We start from the raw sequence: 24,408 nt of genomic DNA on the forward strand, positions 1-24,408 counted from the left end.
ACTGAGATGAGTTAACTTCTGGCACTGAGATTCGTCCATAGTGGAATAAAGATTATGCTCAACCGAATTACCGTCCAGCTCCCGGTTGAGGGGCTGCTTTTCTGGAAACTCTCCGGCCGCGAGGCGATGTCCGAGTCGTTCGCGCTGACGCTGACCGTGCTCGGCACAGACGCGCGCATCGACCGCAGCAGGCTGCTCGGCCAGCCGGTCACGGTGACCATCCCGACGCAGAATCTGCTGACCTCCCGCTATGTTAACGGCAAGATTACCCGCGTGGCGGTGAGCGCCGTGGAGCTGACGGGCACCCGCTATGCGGTGTACCAGCTGACGGTGGAGCCGGACCTGTGGCCGATGAAGCGCGACCGTAACCTGCGTATCTTCCAGGGCCAGACGGTACCGCAGATTGTCAAAACCCTGCTGGGTGAGCATCAGGTTAACCTCGAAGACAAACTCACCGGCAGCTACCGGGTGTGGGACTACTGCGTGCAGTATCAGGAGTCGAGCCTGGACTTCATCAGCCGCCTGATGGAGCTGGAGGGGATTGCGTACTACTTCAGCCACGAGGCGGACAAGCATACCCTGGTACTGACCGACGCCGCCACCCAGCACCAGCCGTTCAGCGGCTATGAGGTCATTCCTTACCATCAGACGCCGTCCGGCGGCAGTACGGACGAAGAGGGTATCAGCCAGTGGGCGCTGGAGGACAGCGTGACGCCGGGGATTTACAGCCTCGATGACTATGACTTCCGCAAGCCGAACGCGTGGCTTTTCCAGGCGCAGCAGAACCCGGCGTCACCGAAACCGGGCAGCATCGACGTGTACGACTGGCCGGGTCGCTTTGTGGAGACAGGGCATGCGGAGTTCTACGCCCGCATCCGTCAGGAGCGCTGGCAGGTGGAGCATCAGCAGATTCAGGCGACGGCCACGGCGGCGGGCATTGCGCCGGGCCACATTTTTACCCTCACCAACGCGCCGTTCTTCAGCGATAACGGCGAGTATCTGGTGACGGCGGCGGGCTACCATTTCGAGGAGAACCGCTACGCGAGCGGTGAGGGGGAGACCATTCACCGCACCGATTTCACCGTTATCCCGGCGTCGGTGTCCTACCGTCCGGCACAGTCCACGGCGTGGCCGCGGACCTACGGCCCGCAGACGGCGAAAGTGGTGGGGCCGCAGGGGGAGAGTATCTGGACGGACAAATACGGTCGCGTGAAGGTGAAGTTCCACTGGGACCGTCTGGCGAAGGGCGATGACACCAGCTCCTGCTGGGTGCGTGTGTCGAGCGCTGGGCAGGCCAGGGCTACGGTGGGGTGCAGATCCCGCGCGTCGGCGATGAGGTGGTGGTGGACTTTATCAACGGCGACCCGGACCGTCCGATTATCACTGGTCGCGTGTATAACGAAGCCAGCATGCCGCCGTGGGCGCTGCCTGCTGCCGCGACGCAGATGGGCTTTATGAGCCGCACCAAGGACGGTTCCGTGGACAACGCCAACGCCCTGCGCTTTGAGGACAAGGCGGGCGCAGAGCAGGTGTGGATCCAGGCCGAGCGCAACATGGACACCAGCGTTAAAAATGATGAAACGCACACCGTTGGCGGCGCGCGCAGCCATTACGTGAAGAAAAATGAGCTGCATCGCGTGGAGGCTAATCAGATCCAGGCCGTGAAAGGCGGAACCGAGATCCTGACGGGTAAAGGCAAGCTGGATGCAGCGGTGGAGCAGTACGTCATTGCTTCCGGGACGAAGCTGCGGCTGGTCTCGGGCGAGAGTGCTATTGAGCTTAACGCTAACGGCAAAATTAACCTGATCGGCAAAGAGTTTAACTTCTTTGTGGAAGGGGATGGGTATATCACCACAGGCGGTAAGCTGCATCTGAATACGTCGGGCACCAAGCCGGGCACAACGGCGCCGGGATCGGGGCATAAAGGGGATATTGATGCGGCGGTGCAGGAGAAGTTTTCTCCGAATAAAAGTGCTAAGAATCCGGCTCCCGCAGCTTCAGCGCCAGCAGCAACCAGACCAAAACCAACAACAAAATTTGCATCAGCGCCACCATTAAAAGGGAGTTACGTCTATCAAAATAATTCCTACAACTCTGATGTGATGCCCTTCAGTGAAGATGTAGTTAAGGAAATCAATAAGTCACCAACGCTTCAGACACAATTAAAAGATCTAAAAGATAAAGGGTGGGCTATTCAGCCGGGAGCAGCAGGAGGGGGGAGTTACGCTGATACGAATAACAAATTGATTGTCATGGACCCTGAACACATGGAAGATACAGCAACAACGGTGCAAACTCTGGCACATGAGGCAGGGCATGCAACTTATCCTGTTGCGGTAGATTCTTCGAGTAAGGAAAGCTTCATCAACAGCCAGCTTATGGATGAAGGTGGAGCAACGCTGAATAACATTAAAATACAACGCGAGATCCTTGCAAACGGCGGTATTGATATTGATATAGCGGGAAGTGCCGAAAACCTAAAAGCATATAATTCTGCCTATGATAAAATGGTAAGTGGTGAGTTATCTCGCATTGATGCAGCCAAAGCAATAGGAAAAGTGTATGGTAAAGGCGAAATAGCCTCAGGGACTAATCTAAATTATAATGATTACTATGGAGGATTCTATGGAAAGTAGGATGATTAAAGCTACATTCCTCATTGTTCTTCCACTATTTTCAATATTTACCTATGCAGGGCATAATAAAATGAATCAAGATTCGTTGTGGCAAATGATTAAAGAAATGAAATCAGTGTGGGGTAAACAAGTTGAGGATGTCAGTAAACTGTTTAACCAACCGCTGATTAATAATACACAGGAGAAAGAAGACCGTTATACTTCAGCTCCCTTTACGTTAACTGATGGCACACGGATCAGTAATGTGGATGTTCGTTTATGGGGAAATGGTGATAACAGCGTATCTTTGGTTTCTTTCGTAGTTAATCAACCATGTATTACTCTTGATCAAGTCAAATCTCATTTTCCGGATCTGAAATTGTCTAATATCCCTCGCGGAAACACGCCGGGACAATCAGTTGGATATCGCACCCCTACCGATGAACGCGGGCTGGCATGGGCATTTAGCTTTCCAGTTCTGAATCAGGAATGCCTGGGCAGGGTAGTTATGTCACGCTACGAACAATAAGTTGCGAGGCAATTTTACGGGCTGTGAAAGAAGATAATTATCAAACGGCCAATAATATCGCTGCCCCTAAAGTTTTTGCGGAAAAAAAGAAAGTGCTAACGTTCTAATGATCATATTTCTCTGAGTCGCTAAGCAGTAATTAATATTGGCGGTATAAATTTTAGCGCTTTTAATTTTATTTTTCTAATAAATCATCCCGAGTTCACTTATGAAATACACCCTCCAGGAAGGTTCCTTTACCCTTTTTCCTGCCGCCTGGCAGGACAACAGCATGAACATCATTCGCGATGACGAAAGCGGGCTGTCCGTGGTAGTCAGCCGCGGCGTCATCCCGGATGGTAGCGATTACGAACAAGAGTTCCACCGTCAGTGGGAAGTCCTGCGCCCTCAGATGGGGGAGATCGCCCAGAGCGAATTTCAGCACGTAAAAGCCGGGCCAGACGGAAACATTAGCGGACTGGAAGTTGAGACCACCTTTGACCGTAACGGCCAGCGCCTGTGGCAAAAACAGCTGGCCGTGCAGACGCCGGGCAAACCGGTACTGATGATTTTTACCCTCTCGGCCTTAAACGCCTTTACGGAAGAGGACGAGGCGCGCTGGAGCGCACTGAAGCAGAGTCTGACGCTAAACGACAACCGGAATGTGTAAGGCATGAGCGATAACAACGCGGCCCGTAAGGGCGACGAGATTATTCACTCCAGCATTTTTGCTGATATTACCAGCATTGTGGCGGAAGGCGCTGCCTATGCGGTGATTGGCGCGGCGGTGGGCGCGGCAGCGACCGTCGCGACCCCACTGCTGGGAGCCGGGGCCGCAGCGGCAGGCGTGGCGGCAATTGGATCCAGCTGTCTGTTGAGCGGCATTATTGGTGGGGTTCTGGCGAACGTCGCGGGGATCACCGACGATATCAGCAATGCTGCTGAAGGGCTGGGCAACGCGCTTTTTCCGCCGTCGCCTGCGGGTAAGATCACCACCGGTTCGAGCAATGTTCTGACAAATAAACTTCCCGCTGCACGCGCCGCCGGGACGTTAACGCCTGCCGATACCCCGTCTCCTGAGCCGCAGTCGCCGGGCAGCTTTGCCGACTACGCGGGTATGCTGCTCTCCGCTGCCGGACAGTTTGGCAGCGAAATGTGGCAGCCGAGCGTTGCCTCAGCCGCCGCAGGGACCTCGCCGCTGGAAGAAGACAAGGTGGCGTGTGATAAACACTCCGGGCCACAGTATCTGGCGGAAGGCTCCAAAAGCGTCTTCATCAACGGACAGCCTGCGGTGCGCGCAAAAGATCGCACCACCTGCGAAGGCACCGTTTCCGACGACGTCTCCCCGAACGTGATCATCGGCGGCGACACCCTCACGGTCCGCGATATCAAAAGCGGTAAAACGCCGGGTCTGGCGTTGGGGATGATTGCGCTCTCCCTGCTGCGCGGGCGTCCGGGCAAGATCCTGAAAAACATGCCCTGCGCGCTGGCTGCTGCCGGTGGCGGGATGCTGGCTGATATGGCCGTCAACGCCGTGTTCGGCTCCTCGCACCCGGTTCACGCCGCTACCGGCGTGAAGGTGCTGAACGACGACGATGAACTCGATTTCTCGCTGCCGGGGCGCTTTCCGCTGCGCTGGCAGCGCAGCTACAACAGCCTGACCATCCGCGAAGGGCTGTTTGGTCTGGGCTGGGCTACCACCTTTGACAGCTATCTGACGCTGGAAGAAAACAATGCCACCTGGTTCGATGAAACCGGGCGCGAGCTGAGCTTTGAACTGCCGCCGGTCGACCGCGCGTTTTACAGCATCAGCGAAGGCATTATCATCCGCCGCAATGAGAGCGGCGACGTGGCGATTGCCGACGATGACGGCGCGGTGTGGCGTCTGTATAAACCGACCCGCGCTAACCCCTCCATCCTGCGCCTGGCCTCCCTCAGCGACGAGTACGGCAATGCGCTGCTGACGGCGTGGGACGAGCACGGCAGGCTGGTTGGTATCCATGATGAGTCGCGGGCGATCGACGTCACCCTGCGCTATGACGATGAACGTTTCCCGCAGCGTGTTACCGCAGCCAGCCATCTCGACGGCAACAAAACCTGGCCGCTGATGCAGTGGGGGTACGATGCGCGCGGCCAGCTGGCGAGCGCGACGGATGCCTCCGGCGTGGTGACGCGTGAATACCGTTACAACGACCACGGCCTGATGGCCTGGCACCGCTTGCCGGGGGGGCTGGAGAGCGAATACCGCTGGCAAAAATTCGACCACTGGCGCGTGGTGGAAAACCGCACCAGCACCGGCGACGGCTGTCGCTTTACCTATGATCTAGCCGCCGGGCTGACGACCGTCGAACACTACGACGGTCAGACGCGAAAGCATTACTGGAACGCGCAAAACCTCATTGTTCGCTACGTTGACGAGAGCGGTGAGAACTGGCGCTACGAGTGGGATGACAACGAACTCCTAACGCGTCGCATCGATCCGCTGGGTAATGCCGTTACCTTCGTCTATGACGACATGGGCAACCGGGTGCAGGAGATCGACGCCGACGGCAACACCCGCACCACCACCTGGCTGGAGCACCGCGCGCTTCCCGCGGCCATTATCGAAGCTGACGGCAGCGCCACCCGGTTCTGGTACGACGAACATCACGGGCTGAAGCGCGTGGTGGACCCGATGGGGCAGACCACGCTGCTGCGTCGGGACGAGTTTGGTCAGGTTGTGGAAGAAGTCGATGCCGCCGGGAACAGCCGCTACCAGGAGTACAACGAGGCCGGGCAGATGGTGCGTGCGACGGACTGTTCGGGCCGTGTGACACAATACCGTTATCATCCGCTGGGCTGGCTGGTGGCTGAGACAGCCGCCGACGGTGAAGAGACTCGCTACCGCTACGACGCCGCAGGGCGTCCGGTGCAGCTCGATCGCCCGGAAGGCTGGACGGAATCGCTCAAATGGAACGAACGTGGCCTGCCGGTGAAGCATGCGGGCGCCGACGGGAAAGAGAGCGAGTTCAGATACGACGAAGCGGGGCGCTTAACCGCCACCCGAAATACGCAGGGTGAAGAGGTGCGCCGCCGCTGGGACAGCCGCGGGCGTCTGATTGCCCTGGAAAACGAGAACGGCGAAGCGTATCAGTTCCGCTGGGGGCCAGACTCGCTGCTGCTGGAAGAGGTGGGGCTTGATGGCGTGGCCTCGCAGTATCGCTATGACGCCTGCGGGCGCACGATTGCGCGCACCTTTGCCGCCGGACATCCGGAGGCCATTACCCATTCCTTCGCCTGGAGCGCGAGCGGCCAGCTGGTCGCCCGCACCACGCCGGAGGGGCAGACGCGCTACCACTACACGCCGTCCGGGCTGTTAAGCCGGATTGGACTGCATCCCGCGCTTTCAGCCGATGCCTGGAGTGCCGAGGCCGAGCAGGAGCTTGTGTTTGAGTATGACGCGCTCGGGCGCGTCACGCGCGAAGCTGGCGAGCACGGTGAGCTGGCGTGGGAGTATGACGCGCTGGGCAACCGCACCTCCGTCACGCTGCCCGATGGCCGCGAGCTGAAGCAGTTCTACTACGGCAGCGGGCATCTGCTCAGCATTGCGCTCGATAAGCTGTCGGTCTCCGACTTTACCCGCGACGAACTCCACCGGGAGACCAGCCGCACCCAGGGGCTGCTGACCACCCGCAGCGAATACGATCGTCTTGGCCGACTGCATCGCCGGGACGTCTTTACCGGCAATGCGCAGCGCCCGTCGCCGCGCCGCTGGTCCCGCCGCTGGGATTACGACTATCGCAATAACCTGGTCCGCGAAGAGCGGGACGATAATCCGTTCAGCTGGTACCGCTGGCAGTACGACAGCGCAGGCCGGCTGATGGTTCAGGACGGCACGCTGCCCGGTCAGGAGCAGTGGCGCTGGGATGCAGCCGGTAACCCGCTCGAAGGATCTGTTGAGAAGGTCACGCACAACCGGCTGACGCAGCTGAACGGCATTCGCTGGCGCTATGACGTCCACGGCCGCACCGTGGAGAAAGATAACGGACAGACCCGCTGGCACTACCGCTACGACGGCGAGCACCGCCTGACGGAGGTCATCAGCCAGCCGCGGGACCGCAACAGGCCGCAGACGCAGGTCAGCTTCCGCTACGATCCGCTCGGGCGACGCATCAGCAAAACGCGCCGCCAGATGCTGGGCGGACAGCCAGCCGGCAAGCCGGTCACCACGCGGTTTGTCTGGGAAGGGTTCCGGCTGTTGCAGGAAGTGCACGGGGAAGTGCCTCTGACCTACGTCTACAGCGATCAGGACAGCTACGATCCGCTGGCGCGTATCGACGGCGTTGATGCCCCGGAAATCTTCTGGTTCCACTGTCAGCCGAACGGCACGCCGGAACGGATGACGGATAGCGAAGGACAGGTGCGCTGGGAAGGGGTAAACAGCGCCTGGGGCAAGCTGCTGCGGGAAAGCGAGACGCAGGTATCAGGATATTCCCAGAACCTGCGCATGCAGGGGCAATACCTGGACCGCGAGACAGGGCTGCACTACAATCTGTTCCGGTATTATGACCCGGACTGCGGACTATTTACGCAGCAGGACCCGATAGGGCTGGCGGGAGGGATTAACCTTTACCAGTATGCGCCGAATGCGCTGGGGTGGGTGGATCCGTGGGGGTTAAAATGTGGTTTTTCTCAAAAAGATCGTATAACACAAAGATGGGTGGATAGATTAACAGGGAAAAAACCCGCTGATGTTCATAATATTTTGACATCCAAAGGTTGGACGAGAACATATCCACAAGCCAATAAACCAGGAGCTATCCAACATATTCAATATGTCAAAACAACAAAATCAGGTACTACGTACAAATTAGATTATCATCCCGGAGGGACTCCAACTCAACCTAATATTCATGGTAATGATTACTGGAAAGTTTATCGCGAAGTTGATGGTGCTGATGTAGTATATGGGAGAATTGGTCATGGAGAGTTTAAAAATTATGATTTAATAACCGATTCACCTGTTTATGTTGACGGAGTTTTACTTAATGGGGGGGGTATAAAATGATTGATTTTAATGCTGATATTTTATCAGGAAGAGCACTAGGTAACGTTTTTTTGGGGGATAATATCAGTAAGTACATAAGCGAGTTATATGCTGGCTATAAGGTAACTTACTTTGATTATTTCTTGCCTGATGATAATAAAAGGCTTGCATATATTGTAGATGACACAATGACAATCGCTACCCTTGAAGATGGAACGATCATTTCTATTGGTTGTAACGTAAACTATAAGGGGAGGTATAATAAAATATTACAAACAGGTCAAACGATGGGGGAAATAATAGGGTTGACTTACAAACAGCGTATATTTAATGGCTGTATTATTATAAATGACGACTTTGGTTTTTCATTCGAGTTGCCAGCGCCATATGATGAAATTGCAGATAGCATTGCACATGTTCCACTAGATCTTGTTCTTAATGAAATCCGTGTTGCTGATTACTCTGATTGGAACCCACAAAAAATAAAACGCTGAAGTGTGGGTTAGGGTTGATCCCTCGGATTATTTACTTTACCTAAAACCCTAGGTAAGCATTTTCTGGAGTCATGACATCCACTGTCGTAAGTAAAATACCCAGCGCCCGTCGCAGCGCCGCTGGGATTACTACTACCGCAATAACTTGGTGCGCGAAGAGCGGGACGATAACCCGTTCAAATGGTACCGCTGGCAGTACGACAGACAGTGCCGAGCGTCTCCTGGTTCAGGACGGCACGCTGGCCGGAGAGGAGCAGGGGGTCTGGGATGCAGCCGCTAACCCGCTCGAAGGTTCTGTTGAGAACATTACGCACAACCGCCTGGCGCAGCTGAATGATATTCGCTGGCGTTATAATACCCATGCTTGCACTGTAGAGAAGGATAACGGCCAAACCCGAGGAACCGCAAAAAACCGCAGACGCAGGTCAGCTTCCGCTACGATCCGCTCGGTCGCCGCATCAGTAAAACGCGACGCCAGAAGCTGGGCGGACAGCCAACCGGCAAGCCATCACCACCCGGTGTGTCTGGGAATGACTGCCTACTGGGGGAAGCGCACGGGGATGTGCTGTTCACCTACGTCGACGAAAGTGGTCAGGACAACTACGATTTGCTGGCGCGTGTAGATAGTGTTGATGCTTCATATATCTTCTGGGTCCATTGCCAATCCAACGGCACGGCACAACTTATAACTGATATCTAAAAGCAGTAATTTTGGTGCAGGTTCGAGTATTGGTAATGTTTTTCCATAACAATCATATGGAACAAGAATAAAGTCTAGGGAATATAATGAGTGATAAGATCATGCAAACAGTAGATCTGCTAATTTCACATAGTCAAATATTGTTACGATCCAGAGACTATGACGAAAAGCTGAGTCAGTGGGGAAAAGGTAATGCTTCTCAAGGCGCTGTTTTACACAAGGATTATGTTGTATTCGATCCATTACCAGAGGACGCATTTGGAGCAAACGTCAATATCAAAATAGATAATGCTTTTAAATTAGATCAAAATGCACAACGCTGCATTGTTGTTCCATTTTTTATTACGGATAAAAATAAGATCCAGATCGCATCTGCGACAGAGAAATTTGATGTAAGCATTAACGTAACCGGCAAGATTTATTCGCTCCTTTATGAGGTTTGTGAGGGGGACGAGATTTATTATAATTTTACTCTTGTGCCTGAAAAAGAAGCAATCCCTGCTAAGTTTTTATTAGACGACCCTTGGGGAGGGAAAAAATACAATCCTCTAAAAGAGGGTTTTTTTTAAAGTTAATAATAACTAAATCGAATGAAAAAAAATCATACGTTAAACAAGAAGTTCACCACATGAACCTCGTTAACGAAGTAATCTTTCCCTTCCGTACGCATCTTGCCTGCTTCTTTCGCGCCTTGCTCACCCTTGCAGGTGATAAAGTCTTAAAACGCGATAGTCTGCGCACGAATGAAGCCCTTCTCAAAGTCGGTGTGGATCTTACCGGCCGCGTGAGGCGCAGTCGCACCGACAGGGATGATTCACGCGTTCACTTCTTTCACGCCCGCGGTGAAGTAGGTTTGCAGGCTGAGCAGCTCATAGCCCGCGCGGATCACGCGGTTCAGCCCCCGCTCGGCCATGAACTCTTTATGGTCGCCGTCGATGATTTCAGCGATATCGGATTCAACCGCGGCGTAAACCGCTACCTCTACAGAACCTTTACCGCTTGAAGACTCTGCTGAGAAGGTCACGCACAACCGTCTGACGCAGCTGAACGTCATTCGCTGGCACTACTGTTATGACGGTGAACATCACCTGACGGAGGTCATCAGCCAGCTGCGGGACCGTAACAGGCCGCGGACGCAGGTCAGCTTCCGTTACCCTCATACATTGTGACATTCCCAACAGTCAATCAATATAGAGGTGATCCTTTGGGTTATCATCAAGCGTTACAGGTAAAATTAGATGTAACTGGCTTAGATGTAATTGAACCCCGGAAAAATACATTTTTGATCTTAAACACAAAAGATCTCATTGTCTCTAAAAGAATTGTTAAAAGTGGGAGGAGTTGTGGTTGAGGTGAAAATATATTATAAAGGAAGTGTTGATTTTATTGCAGGTGAAGGGACTATTCTCAATGAGTTCATAGGAGAAGTAGCCACGCGACAAATAAATATTATAGATGGAAATTATTATGCTTCTTCCTCTTTGCTAGATAAAAAAGAAAAAGTTGGCTTCCTGCTGTATGATGGTAAGAAAAGCGACCTGAACTTAAGTGACGCCGAAGAAATTTCAAATGAGGAATTTGAAGTTTTCTGGCAAACATCAACGGGTTCATTGCAAGAAAAAAAGCGAATAAAATACTTGTCTGGAGATGCTGTGGAACCTTTGAAAAAATCCACAGTTATTGCTCATATTGTGAATAATAAAGGGAAGTGGGGTAAAGGTTTTGTTCTGTCCCTTTCAAATAAATATCCTGCGGCAAAAAAAAGCTATCTTAGTTGCTTCAAAGAAAATAACTTCCCAGAATTAGGGGTGATTGATTTTGTTATGGTTGATGCTCAGGAGAAGATATTTATTGCGAATATGTATGCGCAGGATGGTATAAAGAAAAATATCAACGACAAAAAACAATACGTATGTTATGACTCTCTGAAAGTTTGTCTTGAAAAATTATCTGACTTTGCTTTAGTTAATCGCCTTTCTATACAAATGCCAAGGATAGGAGCTGGCCTCGGTGGTGGTGATTGGAATGTTATAGAGTCCTTAATACTAAAAAATATTTGCTATAAAATGATTGATTGCAATGTAATAAATTTATAATTTTAAATAAAATTTAACCATAGATTATGGTGTTTTTGGCGGTTTCTTAGGCAAAGTTTTTTATTTAAAAGGACAAGATCTTAAGTATTATAATATCTATAACAATATACTATTGATCAAGGGAACGAGTTTCACGACAACCAAAAATACGCCGAGGCTTTAGAGCAAAACCAAAAAGCCTGGCAAGCGCTTCCTGAGCCAAAGCTCGAATGGGAACTCGCCAACTGGATCGCTGCCTGCATGTACAGCGCATGTTTTGATCTTGCGGATTATGCTGAGGAAAACAAATGGGGAAAAACGACATTACGGACACGTGGATCGGATATAGACACTGCACCCTTAATCGATCTCGGCATGGTCTGTTATGAGTGAAATCAATTCGAGGAAGCGTATAAATATTTTAACGATGCTTATAACTACAGCAAAGAGCGTGCGTTTCAGGATAGACCTAAAAAATATCTAGAGTTCTATCTGCGCAAAAGGGATAAGTTCGTTACTCTATAAAAAAATCAAACATTACGCGTGGATCCGACAACGCCAGGTAGGTCGTGTGAATTACCATCGATATGGGCAGAATGGCTTGAAGAAGTAGCGATTCCAGGCTCCGGGAATGTAAGATAGGTTACTATATGAATATCAATAAAGATGACGAACTCCTTGTGATAGTTAAGTATGAAGGAAGATTTTATTGGTTCGTTGCGTTCAAGGAAATGTGGGTCTTAGACAGAGTAAAATGGGTAGAGGATTTTGTGAAAAGTGGGGTGGAAATAAACCTACAGAATACCCATAAGGAAAGATATGACATACCAGTTGTAAATGAAGAAAACGCGCAGATATTCATTGATGGTTTAATTAACGATGGTTATTCATACGATAAGGATGACATTGCTGAGGAGTTTTATAAAAGGCTTTCGCAAAAAACAATTTGGTGGGATATATATGAACTTATGCCGGATTTATTTATAGACTTTGATAATAAAAGATTATATTCGGAATATGTTGAGAGTATGCATTATCAAGAATATGTTCCTGATGGTTGGCAAGGTGAACTTGTTGATTTTTGCAGTAATGGATCGTTACCTCAAGATGAAATGTTCTGGATAAAAAATGAAACTGATCATAGAAGCGTTTTGATCGCTAAAGGATAAAATATATTTTCGGCAAACCATTTTTAGACATTGCAATGGTCGATTCAACACGCCAATTTGTGTTTGTGTTAAGCGAGACAAAGCCGTTACCAATCGTTTTGACCATCTTCAACGCTCAGGGTGAAAAACTATTTTGGTCTGCATCTCCTGAAAGTGCTATTTTCTATTACTTAACATTAAACCAGTCAAAGGAAGTGGTTGTTGTATGTAATTTTACAGTAATACAAAATGGCTGGCATAATTGGTTTTATTCTTGGGATATGAAGCGTAACGCGTTGTCTAGATCAGGACCTTCGTACTAAATTCACATTTAACATTAAAATTACAGCGACAAGAGTGCCTGAAACTGGCGTACGCAAAGGGGGTATACCTGCTAAAGGTAAGAGACTTGCCTGACCAGCAGAGCGTTTACACCAGCACCCTTTTCAGACGTTAAAATTTGCGACTGCCGACATCATTCTCTTTACCATGTAAAAAAAAATCCACGCCCAAGCGGGGATTTTTCCCATTAAAAACAACTCAAAGGTTAAACAAGAAGTTCATCACATCGCCATCTTTAATGATGTAATCTTTGCCTTCCGCACGCATCTTGCCTGTTTCTTTCGCGCCTTGCTCTCCCTTGTAGGTGATAAAGTCTTCAAACACGATAGTCTGTGTACGAATAAAGCCTTTCACGAAATCGGTGTGGATTTTATCGGCCGCCTGAGGCGCAGTCGCACCCTCAGGGATGGTCCACGCACTTCTTTTACGCCCGCGGTGAAGTAGGTTTGCAGGCTGAGCATCTCATGGCCCGCGCGGATCACGCGGTTCAGACCCTGCTCGGCCATGAAATCTTCACGATCGGCGTCGTTCATTTCAGCGATATCGGATTCAACCGCGTTCCAAAACGCTACCACAACAGAACCTTTATCGCTTGAAGAGTCTGCTGAGAAGGTCACGCACAACCGCCTGACGCAGCTGAACGGCATTCGCTGGCGCTATGACATCCACGGCCGCACCGTGGAGAAGGATAACGGCCAGACCCGCTGGCACTACCGCTACGACAGCGAGCATCGCCTGACGGAGGTCATCAGCCAGCCGCGGAATCGCAACAGGCCGCAGACGCAGGCCAGCTTACGCTATGACCCGCTCGGGCGACGCATCAGCAAAACGCGTCGCCAGATGGTGGGCGGACAGCCAACCGGTAACCCAGTCACCACCTGGTTTGTATGGGAAGGGTTCCGGCTGTTGCAGGAAGTGCACGGGGATGTGCCGCTGACCTACGTCTACAGCGATCAGGACAGCTACGATCCGCTGGCACGTATCGACGGCGTTGATGCCCCGGAAATCTTCTGGTTCCACTGTCAGCCGAACGGCACGCCGGAACGGATGACGGATAGCGAAGGACAGGTGCGCTGGGAAGGGGTAAACAGCGCCTGGGGCAAGCTGTTGCGGGAAAGCGAGACGCAGGTATCAGGATATTCTCAGAACCTGCGGATGCAGGGGCAATACCTGGACCGTGAGACAGGGCTGCACTACAATCTGTTCCGGTATTATGACCCGGACTGCGGAAGGTTTACGCAGCAGGACCCGATAGGGCTGGCGGGGGGGATAAACCTTTACCAGTATGCGCCGAATGCGCTGGGGTGGGCAGATCCGTGGGGGTTGACTCCTGACGATCTCATTCGTTACCGGCCACATGATTCTCTTTCTGCTCAAGGTGGAGCTAGAAGCTCTGCTATTTCTAGGGCATGGGTGCAAGAAAAAGCCTTATTGCAGGATGGTGGGGCTGGCACAAGAAATTGGACAGCGCAAGAGAGGGATTTAATTTTGAAGACTCCCAACAAGAGCCTAACCTCTGTGATGTCCCGGGCAGGCTATACCGGGCATCATATCAATTCGGTAGAAGGCAATGGTACACTTGGTTCCAAATGGCAAGGTGATCCGAGGAACATTGTATTCTTGAAAAATCATAACCATCCCGACAAGTTCAATGAGCATGTCCATGGTGATCAAGGACATAGAGGGAATACTAAGAACTCGACGCGTGGGCGCTTAATCGATAGAGAAAGAACACTAAAATCTAGACAACGATGTAAGCAATTATAGGTGGAAAGATGAACATAAAAAATGCAGTCCAAGATCTTGTGAACAAATTTAAAATGAATGAATTGAATATGGGAGAGATAGACTATACAGACGATGAAAATGAGACTTCTTTTCCCGTGAATTTAAATGGGGAGGTTGATTTTTTTTATCGTCATTTGATTTTAAATGACAGTCCAACATTTGATGGTACTTTTTATTTACAGATTATTGAACCTCAAGATCTCAACGAAATATTATCCGGTTGGCGAGTTCAAAATGATACGGCTTGGCGCGATGAATATATAATCTTTGCTGAAAGAAATGGTGACGTTCTTTTTTGTGACACCCAAAATCTAACATCTCCTGTTTATGGTAGCATTCAAAAACGAAACTTTATAATTTCTGGTTCCTTAGCTGACTTTTTGAATGCTTTTTGTTCTGCTATTGAGATGGAACAAAATAATTATGATGGTGATGCTACAGATGATGAATTTAATTTAAGAGAAGATTTTCTGGAAGATATCGATGTGATGCTTAAAACTAAACTAAAAGATGTTGAGGTTGAAGGGTTTAAGAAATTCTTTTTTGGTTAGTTTTTAAATTTTTTAATAATAAAGATTTACTGTCTTAGATACCTCCTTGCTTCTAAAAGCATTTATTTCTTATTCCCCTTTTTATAGGTGAGGAGGTTTATTTGCTATTGCTAATGAATAAACACATGAATAATATTTACATCTCTTATAGAAAAAGGAAACGAATTTCATGATAAAAAAATAAGCCGAGGCTTTAGAGCAATAACAAAATGTCCGGCAGGCTCTTCCTGAGCCGCAGATCGAATGGAAAATTGCCAACTGCAACTCTGCGTACATGTACAGTGCTTGCTTTGCTCTCAAGGAGAACGATGAGGCGAAAAAATGGGGGGAGAGGATACTTAGTACACGTGGATCGGATATAGAGACAGCGCCGTTAATCGACCTCGGCATGGTTTTTTATGAGTTGAATCAATTTGATGAAGCGTACAAATATTTTAATGATTCTTATAACTACGTCAAAGAACGAACGTTTCAAGACAGAGCTGAAAAATACCTTGAGTTCTATTTTCCTAAGGGTGCGCAAGTTCGTTTTTTTCATAAAAAACAAATCAAACTTTAAACAAGAAGTTCATCCCATCGCCATTTTTAACGATTTGATTTTATGCTTTCTGCACGCAACTTACCTTTTTCTTTACGTCATGCTCATTCTTTTAAGTGTAAAGTCTTTAGATATTAGACTCTGAGCATTTAAAAGTCTTTTACCAGCTGTACGCAATAATGAAATTATGACAACTGCGATCGTCTGCTGGTAATCCACCTCGAACGACTTGCTGGAAAGTACACGCACAACCCCCTGACGCATGCTTAATCCGTTAAATCAAGGGGTATTGGCTCCTAAGCACGTTGATCCAACAACGCCAGGTAGATCGTATGTATTACCATCAGTATGGGCAGAATGGCTTGAAGAAGTAGCGATTCCAGGCTCCGGTAATGTAAAATAGGTTACTATATGAATATTAATAAAGATGATGATCTCCTTGTGATAGTAAAGAAAGAAGGAATATATTATTGGTTCGTGGCGTTCAAAGAAATGTGGGTTTTAGATAGAATTAAATGGATAGAGGATTTTGTGAAAAGTGGGGTGGAAATAAATCTACAGGATGTCCATAAGGAAAGATATGACATACCCGTAGTAAATGAAGAAAACGCGCAGATTTTTATTGATGGGTTAATTAAAGATGGCTATTCATTCGATAAGGATGACATAGCTGATGAGTTTTTTAGTAGGCTTTCGCAAAAAACAACTTGGTGGGATATATATGATCTTATGCCGGATTTGCTTATAGATTTTGATAATAAAAGACTATATTCGGAGTCTGTTGAAAGTATGCATTATCAAAAATATGTTCCTGATGGTTGGCAAGGTGAGCTTGTTGATTTCTGCGGTAATGGAACGTTACCTCAAGATGAAATGTTCTGGATAAAGAATGGAACAAATCATAGAAACGTTATCATTGCTAAAGGATAAAAAAAATTTCAGCATACCATTTTAGATTATGCAATGGTCTTACAACACGCGAGTTAATTTTTGTGTTAACCGATAAAAAGCCATTATTAACCGTTGTAACCCTATTTGATGCTTAGGGCAAAAGCTTCTTTGCCTGCACTGCCACGAGGCACATTTTTCTATTACTTAAAAATCATCTGAACGAAGAAGGGGTTGTTGTCTTTAGCTATGTGGAAAACCAAAATGGCTGGCATGATTGGTTTTATTTAAATGGTATGAAGCGTAACGCGTTGTCTCGATCAGGCCCTGCTTATTATGATAAAATGCGATTCAAAACTTTTAACGATTCCCGCTCGCAAAAAAAAGGATTTAGAAGATATATTATTGTCGACCGGCAGACCTCTCCTAAGAAACGGTGGTGTCAGCCTCGCTAAGTATTAGAGTCTGGCCTTACTTGTTGAGTGATTAATCGAGGTGCCTTTTCAGACGTTAAAGCTTGCGACTACACAAATCATTTCTTTGGAGGTGAGCAAGAAGTCAGATCTCTAAGATATTTTTTTGACTCCCTAATAAAAAATGTACGTGAAAGCGTGGATTTTTCCCGTTCATAAAAATTAAACGTAAACAAGAAGTTCATCACATCGCCATCTTCAACAATGTAGTCTTTTCCTTATGCACGCATCTTGCCTCCTTCTTTCGCGCCTGGCCCTTCCTGACCCAGCTCTTCCATAAACTCTTCACGGTCGGCATCGTCCAGTTCAGTATTATCGGATTCAACCGTGGCGCAAACTACTAACACTAACGAACCCGCAGCGAATATGACCGTCTTGGCCGCCTGCATCGCCGGGATATAGTTACCGGTAATTTTCAGTGCTCTTGGTTGCACCGCTGGGATACTACCGGTAACCCGCTCGAATGATCTGCTGAGAAGGTTACGCACAACCGGCTGACGCAGCTGAACGGCATTCGCTGGCGCTATGACGTCCACGGACGCACCGTGGAGAAAGATAACGGACAGACCCGCTGGCACTACCGCTACGTCGGCGAGCATCGCCTGACGGAGGTGGTCAGCCAGCCGCGGGACCGCAACAAGCCGCAGACGCAGGTCAGCTTCCGCTACGATCCGCTCGGTCGCCGCATCAGCAAAACGCGCCGCCAGATGCTGGGCGGCCAGCCAACCGGTAAGCCAGTCACCACGCGGTTTGTCTGGGAAGGGTTCCGGCTGTTGCAGGAAGTGCACGGGGATGTGCCGCTGACCTACGTCTACAGCGATCAGGACAGCTACGATCCGCTGGCGCGTATCGACGGGGTTGATGCCCCGGAAATCTTCTGGTTCCACTGTCAGCCGAACGGCACGCCGGAACGGATGACGGATAGCGAAGGACAGGTGCGCTGGGAAGGGGTGAACAGCGCCTGGGGCAAGCTGCTGCGGGAAAGCGAGACGCAGGTATCAGGATATTCTCAGAACCTGCGCATGCAGGGGCAATACCTGGATCGTGAGACAGGGCTGCACTACAATCTGTTCCGGTATTATGACCCGGACTGCGGACGATTTACGCAGCAGGACCCGATAGGGCTGGCGGGAGGGATTAACCTTTACCAGTATGCGCCGAATGCGCTGGGGTGGGTGGATCCGTGGGGGTTGAGCCGCGAGTGTAGCGGTAAAACAAAACCTGATTTCTATGTTGGTCCAAATGGCCCTAGTTCGACTATGCCTTCTACAGCATATCGTTATATGGATAGCAAATATGCTCCACAGACAATAGAAAATAAATCAGCCCCGTTAAGTTATTTTGGGTATACGAAATATAAATCTGCACATGAAGCCAGGGACGCCTATCAAATTTTTTATGAGAAAGGTAATCCTGATTCATGGAGTGATGCACGTTTATTAGGTGAGTTTGATACATTACAACTGTATAAAAATGGAGTGCCTCAGGTGCAAGTACCTCTTGCCAATGGTGGTCGAGGGCCTGGATATGAGCTTCTCACCAGTGCATATCCTGAGTATGGTAAAGGTGGGGCATTACAGTTGCTACCAATCGAACGTAATTACCCTGTTATTTTTGAACGTGTTACTATAATTCCGGAGTAAAAGCGATGACAGATAAAGAGTTACGAAAGAATCTTGTTTTTTTAATAAAAAAATATGTTCCGGAAAGTCAACAAAAAGCATTTTATGATGATATATCAAAGTCTACTGTGCCAGTGAAAGGTATTTTAGCTGACTTTAATAAAATCAAAACCAGAACTGTTGATGAAGTTGATGGAGATTTAATACGGGATATTTACTTTTATTTTTGTTGACAGATAATTACGTGGGGGATTTATTTTTCCGTTCGTTTTTTATATTTTTTTGGTTGGGAATGGCTCGGTAAAGAGATGAAAATTATCTTTACCGGCAATCAAAATATCAGCAATGGCGTTTAGGAAATTATTAGTTACGCTGATCTCACAGAAAAAATAATTGAAAATATTTAATTATGCTGGTGATTTGTATAATGGAGAGGACTAAATCAGGCGGTTAGTTGTTGCCGAATATCCTAATTAAACTATAATGGGGGTTTCAGGGTTTGCGCTTGTTACTAACCTGCTGCTCAAAGTTTGAGCAGCAGGGGAAGGGTGCTTCCCCTATCAGTTTTCATATTACAGCTAATCATTAACCCCTTAAAGAATTTCACAAGCATTTTATTTTTAATGGACTGACCCCACATTATCGGTAGAACGATAATAAAAATCGAGGTAATGTAATGAATGATAAAAAAAATACAAATAGTTGAGCTACTGATTTCACATAGTCAAATGTTGTTACGATCCAGAGACTATGACGAAAAGCTGAATTACTGGGGAAAAGGCAATGTTTCTCAAGGTGCTGTTCTTCACAAAGATTATGTTATATTCGACCCATTACCAGAGGACGCATTTGGAGCCAACGTCAATATCAAAATAGATAATTCTTTTATATTAGATGAAACTGCTCAACGCTGCATTGTAGTGCCATTTTTTATTACAAATAAAAATAAGCTTCAGGTCGCATGATTGAATTTAAATTCAACCCGATTACCGGTGAGCTAAACCTTGATGGTCTTCCTTTAAAAATAGATACTGAAGAAGGCTTTTGTAAGTGTGATTTATACCACGAATTAGTAAAACGCAAAGCTGTAAATAAAAATATGTCGAATCACTACCTTGTTGACTCAGTAATGTTTTTCGATAAAGAATTTCAAGTTACTATACGCCCGGTGTGCTATGGTTTTCATTTTATGCTTCATCTTGTTGATAAAAATAGTCAATACTATAAATCATTAAATGATTGGAATGCACGAACTATTGTTCACATGCTAAATGAATCAGTGAAAAGCCTGTCTGATTGGCTGAAAGAATCACTGAACCTGGACACGCCTGATACCACGGAAACAGACATCATTAGGTGGAACTTTGAGTGGGGGCGGGTTTCAGTCTCATATGAGACAAAGTCATTTAATCATGGGGTATATATAGTTTGGAATATAAAGTAGTCACTTCCAAAAAAGGTGGTTTAGATATGTTAGAAATGAAACTTGATGTTCATACTGGATTTGTAGAAATTAACAACTACCCCATCGAATTAAAAGATGTTGATACTTTTAAAAATTCCGCATTTTACAAGTTTTTCTCGCCATTGACTACAGTAGGTCCTTTTTATTTCGCTATCGATAATGTTAAATGGAAAGATCAAGTTTTCATTTTGGAACTGAGGCCTTCAGCATTTTCTTTTTCTCCATCATTATTCCTTACTAGTAAGGATGGAAGTTTTTATAAAACGTTAGAGGATTGGGATAAAAGGGCTAGTCTGAGTAATTTATCGGATGAGCAGCAGCGTTTGACAGTATGGGTTGAGAATGAAATAACATCAAAGCCTAATCTTAAAATTAACAATCCCCCATATGGATTTCAATGGAGGCATGAATGGGGAAATATTGTTGTACAGTCTAATGAAAAAAGCTTCGATTGTGGTGTTTATATAGAATGGAATGTTTGACTAAATGATGTTAATGATTAATAAAATCCTCCATTTCTTATAGCCTTACTTTTTTATTGATAAACTTAAAATTTAAATAATGAAACTTACTAATCGACTGAAAAAGAAGTTATTAGTCCTTGATGGCATTGACAATGATTTCATAGAGTATGGAAAGGAAATAACATGCCCTGAATGCGAGGGGGTAATAGTCTACTCTATCGTAAACTCATATGAGTTTGACACGCTCACAGAAGAGGTAAAATGCTTTTTGGTTAAGAAAATGAGAGGTGTGAAGCTTGATAGTGAACATAAGAAATATAGCTATGATGAAAGCCAATTAGATGTTTCGAAAAACACATGTTCAAAGTGTTTAAAAGAGTTTTCCGCTATATTAACGTATAAAGAAGTGCAGCCAGCCCGATACCGGGTATATCTTGTGGGGCTTTTTGAAGGTGATTTGAAGCAGATCAAACTTTAAACGTTGAGGTTTACCAATGATTGAAAATCTCATTTGTATTAAAGAAAAAGACCTGCTTCAATGGGCGTGTGGTGAAAGTAACATACTGGTTAGTGTGCCATTTTTAAGCTATGCATTGGTCGACTTAACACGCCAGTTAGTCTTTGTGTTAAGCGAGCCTAAGCCATTACCAACCGTTTTGACCATCTTCAATGTGCAGGGCGAAAAACTATTTTGGTCTGCCCCTCCTGAAGGTGCGACTTTCTATTACTTAACATTCAACCTGTCAAAGGAAGTGATCGTTGTCTGTAGCTATCCAGCAAAAAAAAATGGCTGGCATGATTGGTTTTATTCCTGGGATATGAAGCGTAACGTGTTGTCTCAATCGGGCCCTGCGTATTAAGTTCAAAAGCGCCAAAAAAATGATAACTATAACCGGTGGCAAAAAAGGAACTGTATCAGCAGTTATATCAAGCAGTTTAAAAAAGGCTACGAGGAAAAAGATGACTACGGTTTACATTGTCATATTGACGTATATAAACCCCTTGAGGAGGTTGACGCAACGATACCTTCTCATGTTGAGTGACTAAAAAAGGGTATTCAGAGGGGATATTTCTGACTTCCGGAAGACGGATCCCAAGAACTGGTGGGGTCATTCTCGCTAAATCTGAGAGTCCTGCATCTCTTAAAGAGCGCTAGCGCGAGGGCTCTTTTCAGGCGTTAGGCTTGTGTCTGCCGAAATCATTCCCTTAGATTCCAGCATGAAAACTGATCTCTTAGACAATGTGTTTTAACCTCACAATAAAAAAATCCACGCCAAAGCGTGGATTTTTTTTATTCAAAACAAATCAGACGTTAAACAAGAAGTTCATCACGTCGCCATCTTTAACGATGTAATCTTTCCCTTCCGCACGCATCTTGCCTGCTTCTTTCGCGCCTTGCTCACCCTTGTAGGTTATGAAGTCTTCAAACGCGATAGTCTGCGCACGAATGAAGCCTTTCTCGAAGTCGGTGTGGATCTTACCGGCCGCCTGAGGCGCGGTCGCACCCACAGGGATGGTCCACGCACGCACTTCTTTTACACCAGCGGTGAAGTAGGTTTGCAGGTTCAGCAGCTCATAGCCCGCGCGGATCACGCGGTTCAGGCCCGGCTCTTCCAGACCCAGCTCGGCCATGAACTCTTCACGGTCGGCGTCGTCCAGCTCTGCAATATCAGATTCAACGGCAGCGCAAACCGCAACCACTACAGAACCTTCAGCCGCGGCAATTTCACGCACTTTGTCCAGATACGGGTTGTTCTCGAAACCGTCTTCGTTAACGTTGGCGATGTACATGGTTGGCTTCAGGGTCAGGAAGCTCAGGTATTTGATCGCCGCTTTGTCTTCGTCAGTCAGGTTTTTCAGCGCGCGCAGCATGCCGGCATTTTCCAGCTGTGGCAGACATTTTTCCAGCGCAGCCAGTTCCGCTTTCGCGTCCTTGTCGCCGCCTTTGGCTTTCTTCTGCACGCGGTGAATGGCGCGCTCGCAGGTGTCGAGGTCAGAGAGGGCCAGCTCGGTGTTGATGACGTCGATGTCGTCAGCCGGATCCACTTTGTTGTTTACGTGAATGATATTGTCGTTCTCGAAGCAGCGCACAACGTGGCCGATCGCTTCGGTTTCACGGATGTTGGTCAGGAACTGGTTGCCCAGGCCTTCACCTTTGGAAGCGCCTTTTACCAGGCCCGCGATGTCCACGAACTCCATGGTGGTTGGCAGAATGCGCTGCGGCTTCACGATTTCCGCGAGCTGGTCCAGACGCGGATCGGGCATAGGAACAACACCGGTGTTCGGCTCGATGGTACAGAACGGGAAGTTCGCCGCTTCAATACCTGCTTTGGTGAGCGCGTTGAACAGGGTGGATTTGCCCACGTTTGGCAGACCGACGATACCGCATTTGAATCCCATTTCTAAATCACCTTAATCTCTTGATAATCAATCCGTTAACGATAACCGATTGAAGAAAAGTAAATAACTACGCCTATTATACACGTAACCCACGTGCCGCGCGGTAAAAATGCCGCAGGGCCTTGTTTATTGCGCTTTGAAAGCGTGCAGTCGATTGGTGGCTTTCGTCAGGCCGTCCTGAAGCCAAATCTCGGTGCAGCGGGCCGCTTCGTCTACCGCTTCGTCAATCAGCTTCTGCTCAGAAACCGGGGGTTTACCCAGTACGAAACCAACAACTTTGTTTTTATCGCCCGGATGGCCGATTCCCACGCGCAAACGGTGGAAATTAGGGTTATTACCCAGTTTGCTGATGATGTCTTTAAGGCCGTTGTGGCCGCCATGACCGCCGCCCAGTTTGAACTTCGCCACCCCTGGCGGCAGGTCCAGTTCGTCGTGGGCCACCAGGATCTCATCCGGATTGATGCGATAAAACGTTGCCATAGCTGCCACGGCTTTGCCGCTCAGGTTCATAAAGGTGGTTGGCACCAGCAACCGCACGTCAGCACCCGCAAGATTGATGCGTGAGGTATACCCGTAAAACTTGGGTTCTTCACGCAGGGGAGCGCGCAAACGCTCCGCCAGCAGATCAACATACCAGGCACCGGCGTTATGGCGGGTAGCAGCATACTCTGCGCCCGGATTGGCGAGGCCGACAATCAGTTTAATCGTCACGATTTACTTCCTAATGGGTTCCAGATCTGGCGCGTAGTTTACTGTCTGGCGCGCCGCTTGACAAAGTTCTGCCTGCTGTACACCGAAATGCGAATAATTTCTTCTTTGAACAATTAGAATTTCAAGCTGTTCAATGTCTTATTTGTAAATTTTTGTCCGGGAGTTATCAGTAAATGTGATCATTCACGCAACTCATATAAGAGGCGTTGTCTATACTTTACACACAAGGAGAAGGGGCTTTTCCCCTGACAACCCAAAGTTCCGGAGGTGACATATGAAACGCAAAAACGCTTCAATGCTCGGTAACGTGCTAATGGGGTTGGGACTGTTCGTGATGGTCGCCGGTGTCGGTTATTCAATCTTAAACCAATTACCGCAGCTTGACCTCCCACAATACTTTGCGCATGGCGCGGTGCTGAGTATCTTCCTCGGTGCGGTACTGTGGCTCGCCGGGGCGCGCGTGAGCGGACATGAGGAAGTCTGCGATAAATACTGGTGGGTGCGTCATTACGATAAACGATGCCGCCGCGACCAGCGCAAGCATAGCTAGTGCCCCATAAAGAACACCGAAACGACTTCATCTGAAGTCGTTTTTTTTTG

General features: G+C 48.0%; 19 protein-coding genes and 9 pseudogenes. 23 read left to right on the forward strand and 5 right to left on the reverse strand.

Translation table 11 applies throughout. The features are described 5' to 3' along the window. Positions 1–54 precede the first annotated feature (54 nt). The 7 genes and pseudogenes from AM329_RS25155 (at position 55) to comJ (AM329_RS04525) (ending at position 9,912) form a co-directional block, all read left to right on the forward strand. Positions 55–2,636 (forward strand): annotated as a pseudogene (locus tag AM329_RS25155) (type VI secretion system Vgr family protein). Between the two features lies 1 nt (position 2,637). Beyond that, positions 2,638–3,144: a hypothetical protein gene (locus AM329_RS04500; RefSeq protein ID WP_223831766.1), complete on the forward strand. Its 507-nt coding sequence runs from the start codon at positions 2,638–2,640 to the stop codon at positions 3,142–3,144. A 208-nt stretch (positions 3,145–3,352) separates the two neighbouring features. Beyond that, the gene (locus AM329_RS04505) at positions 3,353–3,793 is read left to right on the forward strand and encodes a DcrB-related protein (RefSeq protein ID WP_032609453.1); all 441 of its coding nucleotides are present in this window, start codon (positions 3,353–3,355) and stop codon (positions 3,791–3,793) included. 3 nt (positions 3,794–3,796) lie between these two features. Further along, entirely contained in the window at positions 3,797–8,170 is a 4,374-nt protein-coding gene (locus tag AM329_RS04510) for an RHS repeat-associated core domain-containing protein (protein WP_223831767.1), read from the forward strand. Then, positions 8,167–8,643: a hypothetical protein gene (locus AM329_RS04515; protein WP_032609451.1), complete on the forward strand. Its 477-nt coding sequence runs from the start codon at positions 8,167–8,169 to the stop codon at positions 8,641–8,643. Before AM329_RS04510 ends, AM329_RS04515 begins: the two co-directional genes overlap by 4 nt. Before the next feature lie 71 nt (positions 8,644–8,714). Next, entirely contained in the window at positions 8,715–9,266 is a 552-nt protein-coding gene (locus AM329_RS25160) for a hypothetical protein (protein WP_223307895.1), read from the forward strand. A 163-nt stretch (positions 9,267–9,429) separates the two neighbouring features. Then, positions 9,430–9,912, forward strand: coding sequence for a competence protein ComJ (gene comJ, locus AM329_RS04525; RefSeq protein WP_032609448.1), 483 nt, complete (start codon positions 9,430–9,432; stop codon positions 9,910–9,912). Positions 9,913–9,944: 32 nt separating this feature from the next. Here comJ (AM329_RS04525) and AM329_RS04530 read toward each other — a convergent pair. Then, positions 9,945–10,352, reverse strand: a pseudogene (locus AM329_RS04530) (DUF933 domain-containing protein); the annotation flags it as partial. Here AM329_RS04530 and AM329_RS26310 point away from each other — a divergent pair. The 3 genes and pseudogenes from AM329_RS26310 to AM329_RS04545 form a co-directional block, all read left to right on the forward strand. Continuing rightward, a pseudogene (locus tag AM329_RS26310) lies at positions 10,339–10,497 on the forward strand (RHS repeat protein); the annotation flags it as partial. The pseudogenes AM329_RS04530 and AM329_RS26310 overlap by 14 nt on opposite strands. A 153-nt stretch (positions 10,498–10,650) precedes the next feature. Further along, entirely contained in the window at positions 10,651–11,439 is a 789-nt protein-coding gene (locus AM329_RS04535; RefSeq protein WP_064765630.1) for a hypothetical protein, read from the forward strand. A 629-nt stretch (positions 11,440–12,068) separates the two neighbouring features. Further along, on the forward strand, positions 12,069–12,587 hold the full coding sequence (locus AM329_RS04545) for a hypothetical protein (RefSeq protein WP_023324823.1): 519 nt from the start codon (positions 12,069–12,071) through the stop codon (positions 12,585–12,587). 519 nt (positions 12,588–13,106) lie between these two features. Here AM329_RS04545 and AM329_RS04555 read toward each other — a convergent pair. Beyond that, a pseudogene (locus tag AM329_RS04555) lies at positions 13,107–13,504 on the reverse strand (DUF933 domain-containing protein); the annotation flags it as partial. On the opposite strand from AM329_RS04555, the pseudogene AM329_RS26040 reads away from it, so the two are divergent. From AM329_RS26040 to AM329_RS04580, 4 genes and pseudogenes are all read left to right on the forward strand, one after another. Then, positions 13,500–14,237, forward strand: a pseudogene (locus tag AM329_RS26040) (RHS repeat-associated core domain-containing protein); the annotation flags it as partial. The pseudogenes AM329_RS04555 and AM329_RS26040 sit on opposite strands and share 5 nt — an antisense overlap. A 114-nt stretch (positions 14,238–14,351) precedes the next feature. Further along, positions 14,352–14,675, forward strand: a pseudogene (locus AM329_RS26045) (hypothetical protein); the annotation flags it as partial. Between the two features lie 8 nt (positions 14,676–14,683). Continuing rightward, positions 14,684–15,247 (forward strand): hypothetical protein, encoded by a 564-nt coding sequence (locus AM329_RS04570; RefSeq protein WP_017384278.1) that lies wholly within the window; start codon positions 14,684–14,686, stop codon positions 15,245–15,247. Positions 15,248–16,196: 949 nt separating this feature from the next. Next, positions 16,197–16,715: a hypothetical protein gene (locus AM329_RS04580; protein ID WP_003856638.1), complete on the forward strand. Its 519-nt coding sequence runs from the start codon at positions 16,197–16,199 to the stop codon at positions 16,713–16,715. 649 nt (positions 16,716–17,364) lie between these two features. Here AM329_RS04580 and AM329_RS26050 read toward each other — a convergent pair. Next, positions 17,365–17,541, reverse strand: a pseudogene (locus AM329_RS26050) (hypothetical protein); the annotation flags it as partial. On the opposite strand from AM329_RS26050, the pseudogene AM329_RS25165 reads away from it, so the two are divergent. From AM329_RS25165 to AM329_RS26055, 8 genes and pseudogenes are all read left to right on the forward strand, one after another. Beyond that, positions 17,500–18,789: pseudogene (locus AM329_RS25165) on the forward strand (RHS repeat domain-containing protein); the annotation flags it as partial. The pseudogenes AM329_RS26050 and AM329_RS25165 overlap by 42 nt on opposite strands. A gap of 5 nt (positions 18,790–18,794) precedes the next feature. After that, the gene (locus tag AM329_RS04595; RefSeq protein WP_032609443.1) at positions 18,795–19,001 is read left to right on the forward strand and encodes a hypothetical protein; all 207 of its coding nucleotides are present in this window, start codon (positions 18,795–18,797) and stop codon (positions 18,999–19,001) included. 447 nt (positions 19,002–19,448) lie between these two features. Continuing rightward, the gene (gene comJ / locus AM329_RS04600) at positions 19,449–19,733 is read left to right on the forward strand and encodes a competence protein ComJ (protein WP_032666353.1); all 285 of its coding nucleotides are present in this window, start codon (positions 19,449–19,451) and stop codon (positions 19,731–19,733) included. Further along, positions 19,730–20,212, forward strand: a complete 483-nt coding sequence (locus AM329_RS04605; protein ID WP_032609442.1) for a hypothetical protein — start codon at positions 19,730–19,732, stop codon at positions 20,210–20,212. The genes comJ (AM329_RS04600) and AM329_RS04605 overlap by 4 nt, the downstream gene beginning before the upstream one ends. Positions 20,213–20,238: 26 nt before the next feature. After that, the gene (locus AM329_RS04610; protein WP_003856645.1) at positions 20,239–20,715 is read left to right on the forward strand and encodes a hypothetical protein; all 477 of its coding nucleotides are present in this window, start codon (positions 20,239–20,241) and stop codon (positions 20,713–20,715) included. A 79-nt stretch (positions 20,716–20,794) separates the two neighbouring features. Beyond that, the gene (locus AM329_RS04615; RefSeq protein WP_022651375.1) at positions 20,795–21,175 is read left to right on the forward strand and encodes a hypothetical protein; all 381 of its coding nucleotides are present in this window, start codon (positions 20,795–20,797) and stop codon (positions 21,173–21,175) included. Between the two features lie 16 nt (positions 21,176–21,191). Beyond that, positions 21,192–21,557 carry a hypothetical protein gene (locus AM329_RS04620; protein WP_003856647.1) on the forward strand — a complete coding sequence of 122 codons (366 nt, stop codon included), beginning with the start codon at positions 21,192–21,194 and terminating at the stop codon, positions 21,555–21,557. 100 nt (positions 21,558–21,657) lie between these two features. After that, positions 21,658–21,948, forward strand: a pseudogene (locus tag AM329_RS26055) (YciI family protein). Between the two features lie 54 nt (positions 21,949–22,002). Here AM329_RS26055 and ychF read toward each other — a convergent pair. Together ychF and pth are read right to left on the reverse strand one after the other, a co-directional pair. Further along, positions 22,003–23,097 (reverse strand): redox-regulated ATPase YchF, encoded by a 1,095-nt coding sequence (gene ychF, locus AM329_RS04630; protein WP_003856650.1) that lies wholly within the window; start codon positions 23,095–23,097, stop codon positions 22,003–22,005. A 126-nt stretch (positions 23,098–23,223) separates the two neighbouring features. Next, positions 23,224–23,808, reverse strand: a complete 585-nt coding sequence (gene pth / locus AM329_RS04635; protein ID WP_006810922.1) for an aminoacyl-tRNA hydrolase — start codon at positions 23,806–23,808, stop codon at positions 23,224–23,226. 274 nt (positions 23,809–24,082) lie between these two features. On the opposite strand from pth, the gene ychH reads away from it, so the two are divergent. After that, entirely contained in the window at positions 24,083–24,358 is a 276-nt protein-coding gene (gene ychH / locus AM329_RS04640; protein WP_003856655.1) for a stress-induced protein YchH, read from the forward strand. The last annotated feature ends 50 nt before the right edge of the window (positions 24,359–24,408 follow it).

Source organism: Enterobacter cloacae complex sp. AR_0002, assembly GCF_001922365.1.
In the GTDB taxonomy this organism is placed as follows: domain Bacteria; phylum Pseudomonadota; class Gammaproteobacteria; order Enterobacterales; family Enterobacteriaceae; genus Enterobacter; species Enterobacter hormaechei_C.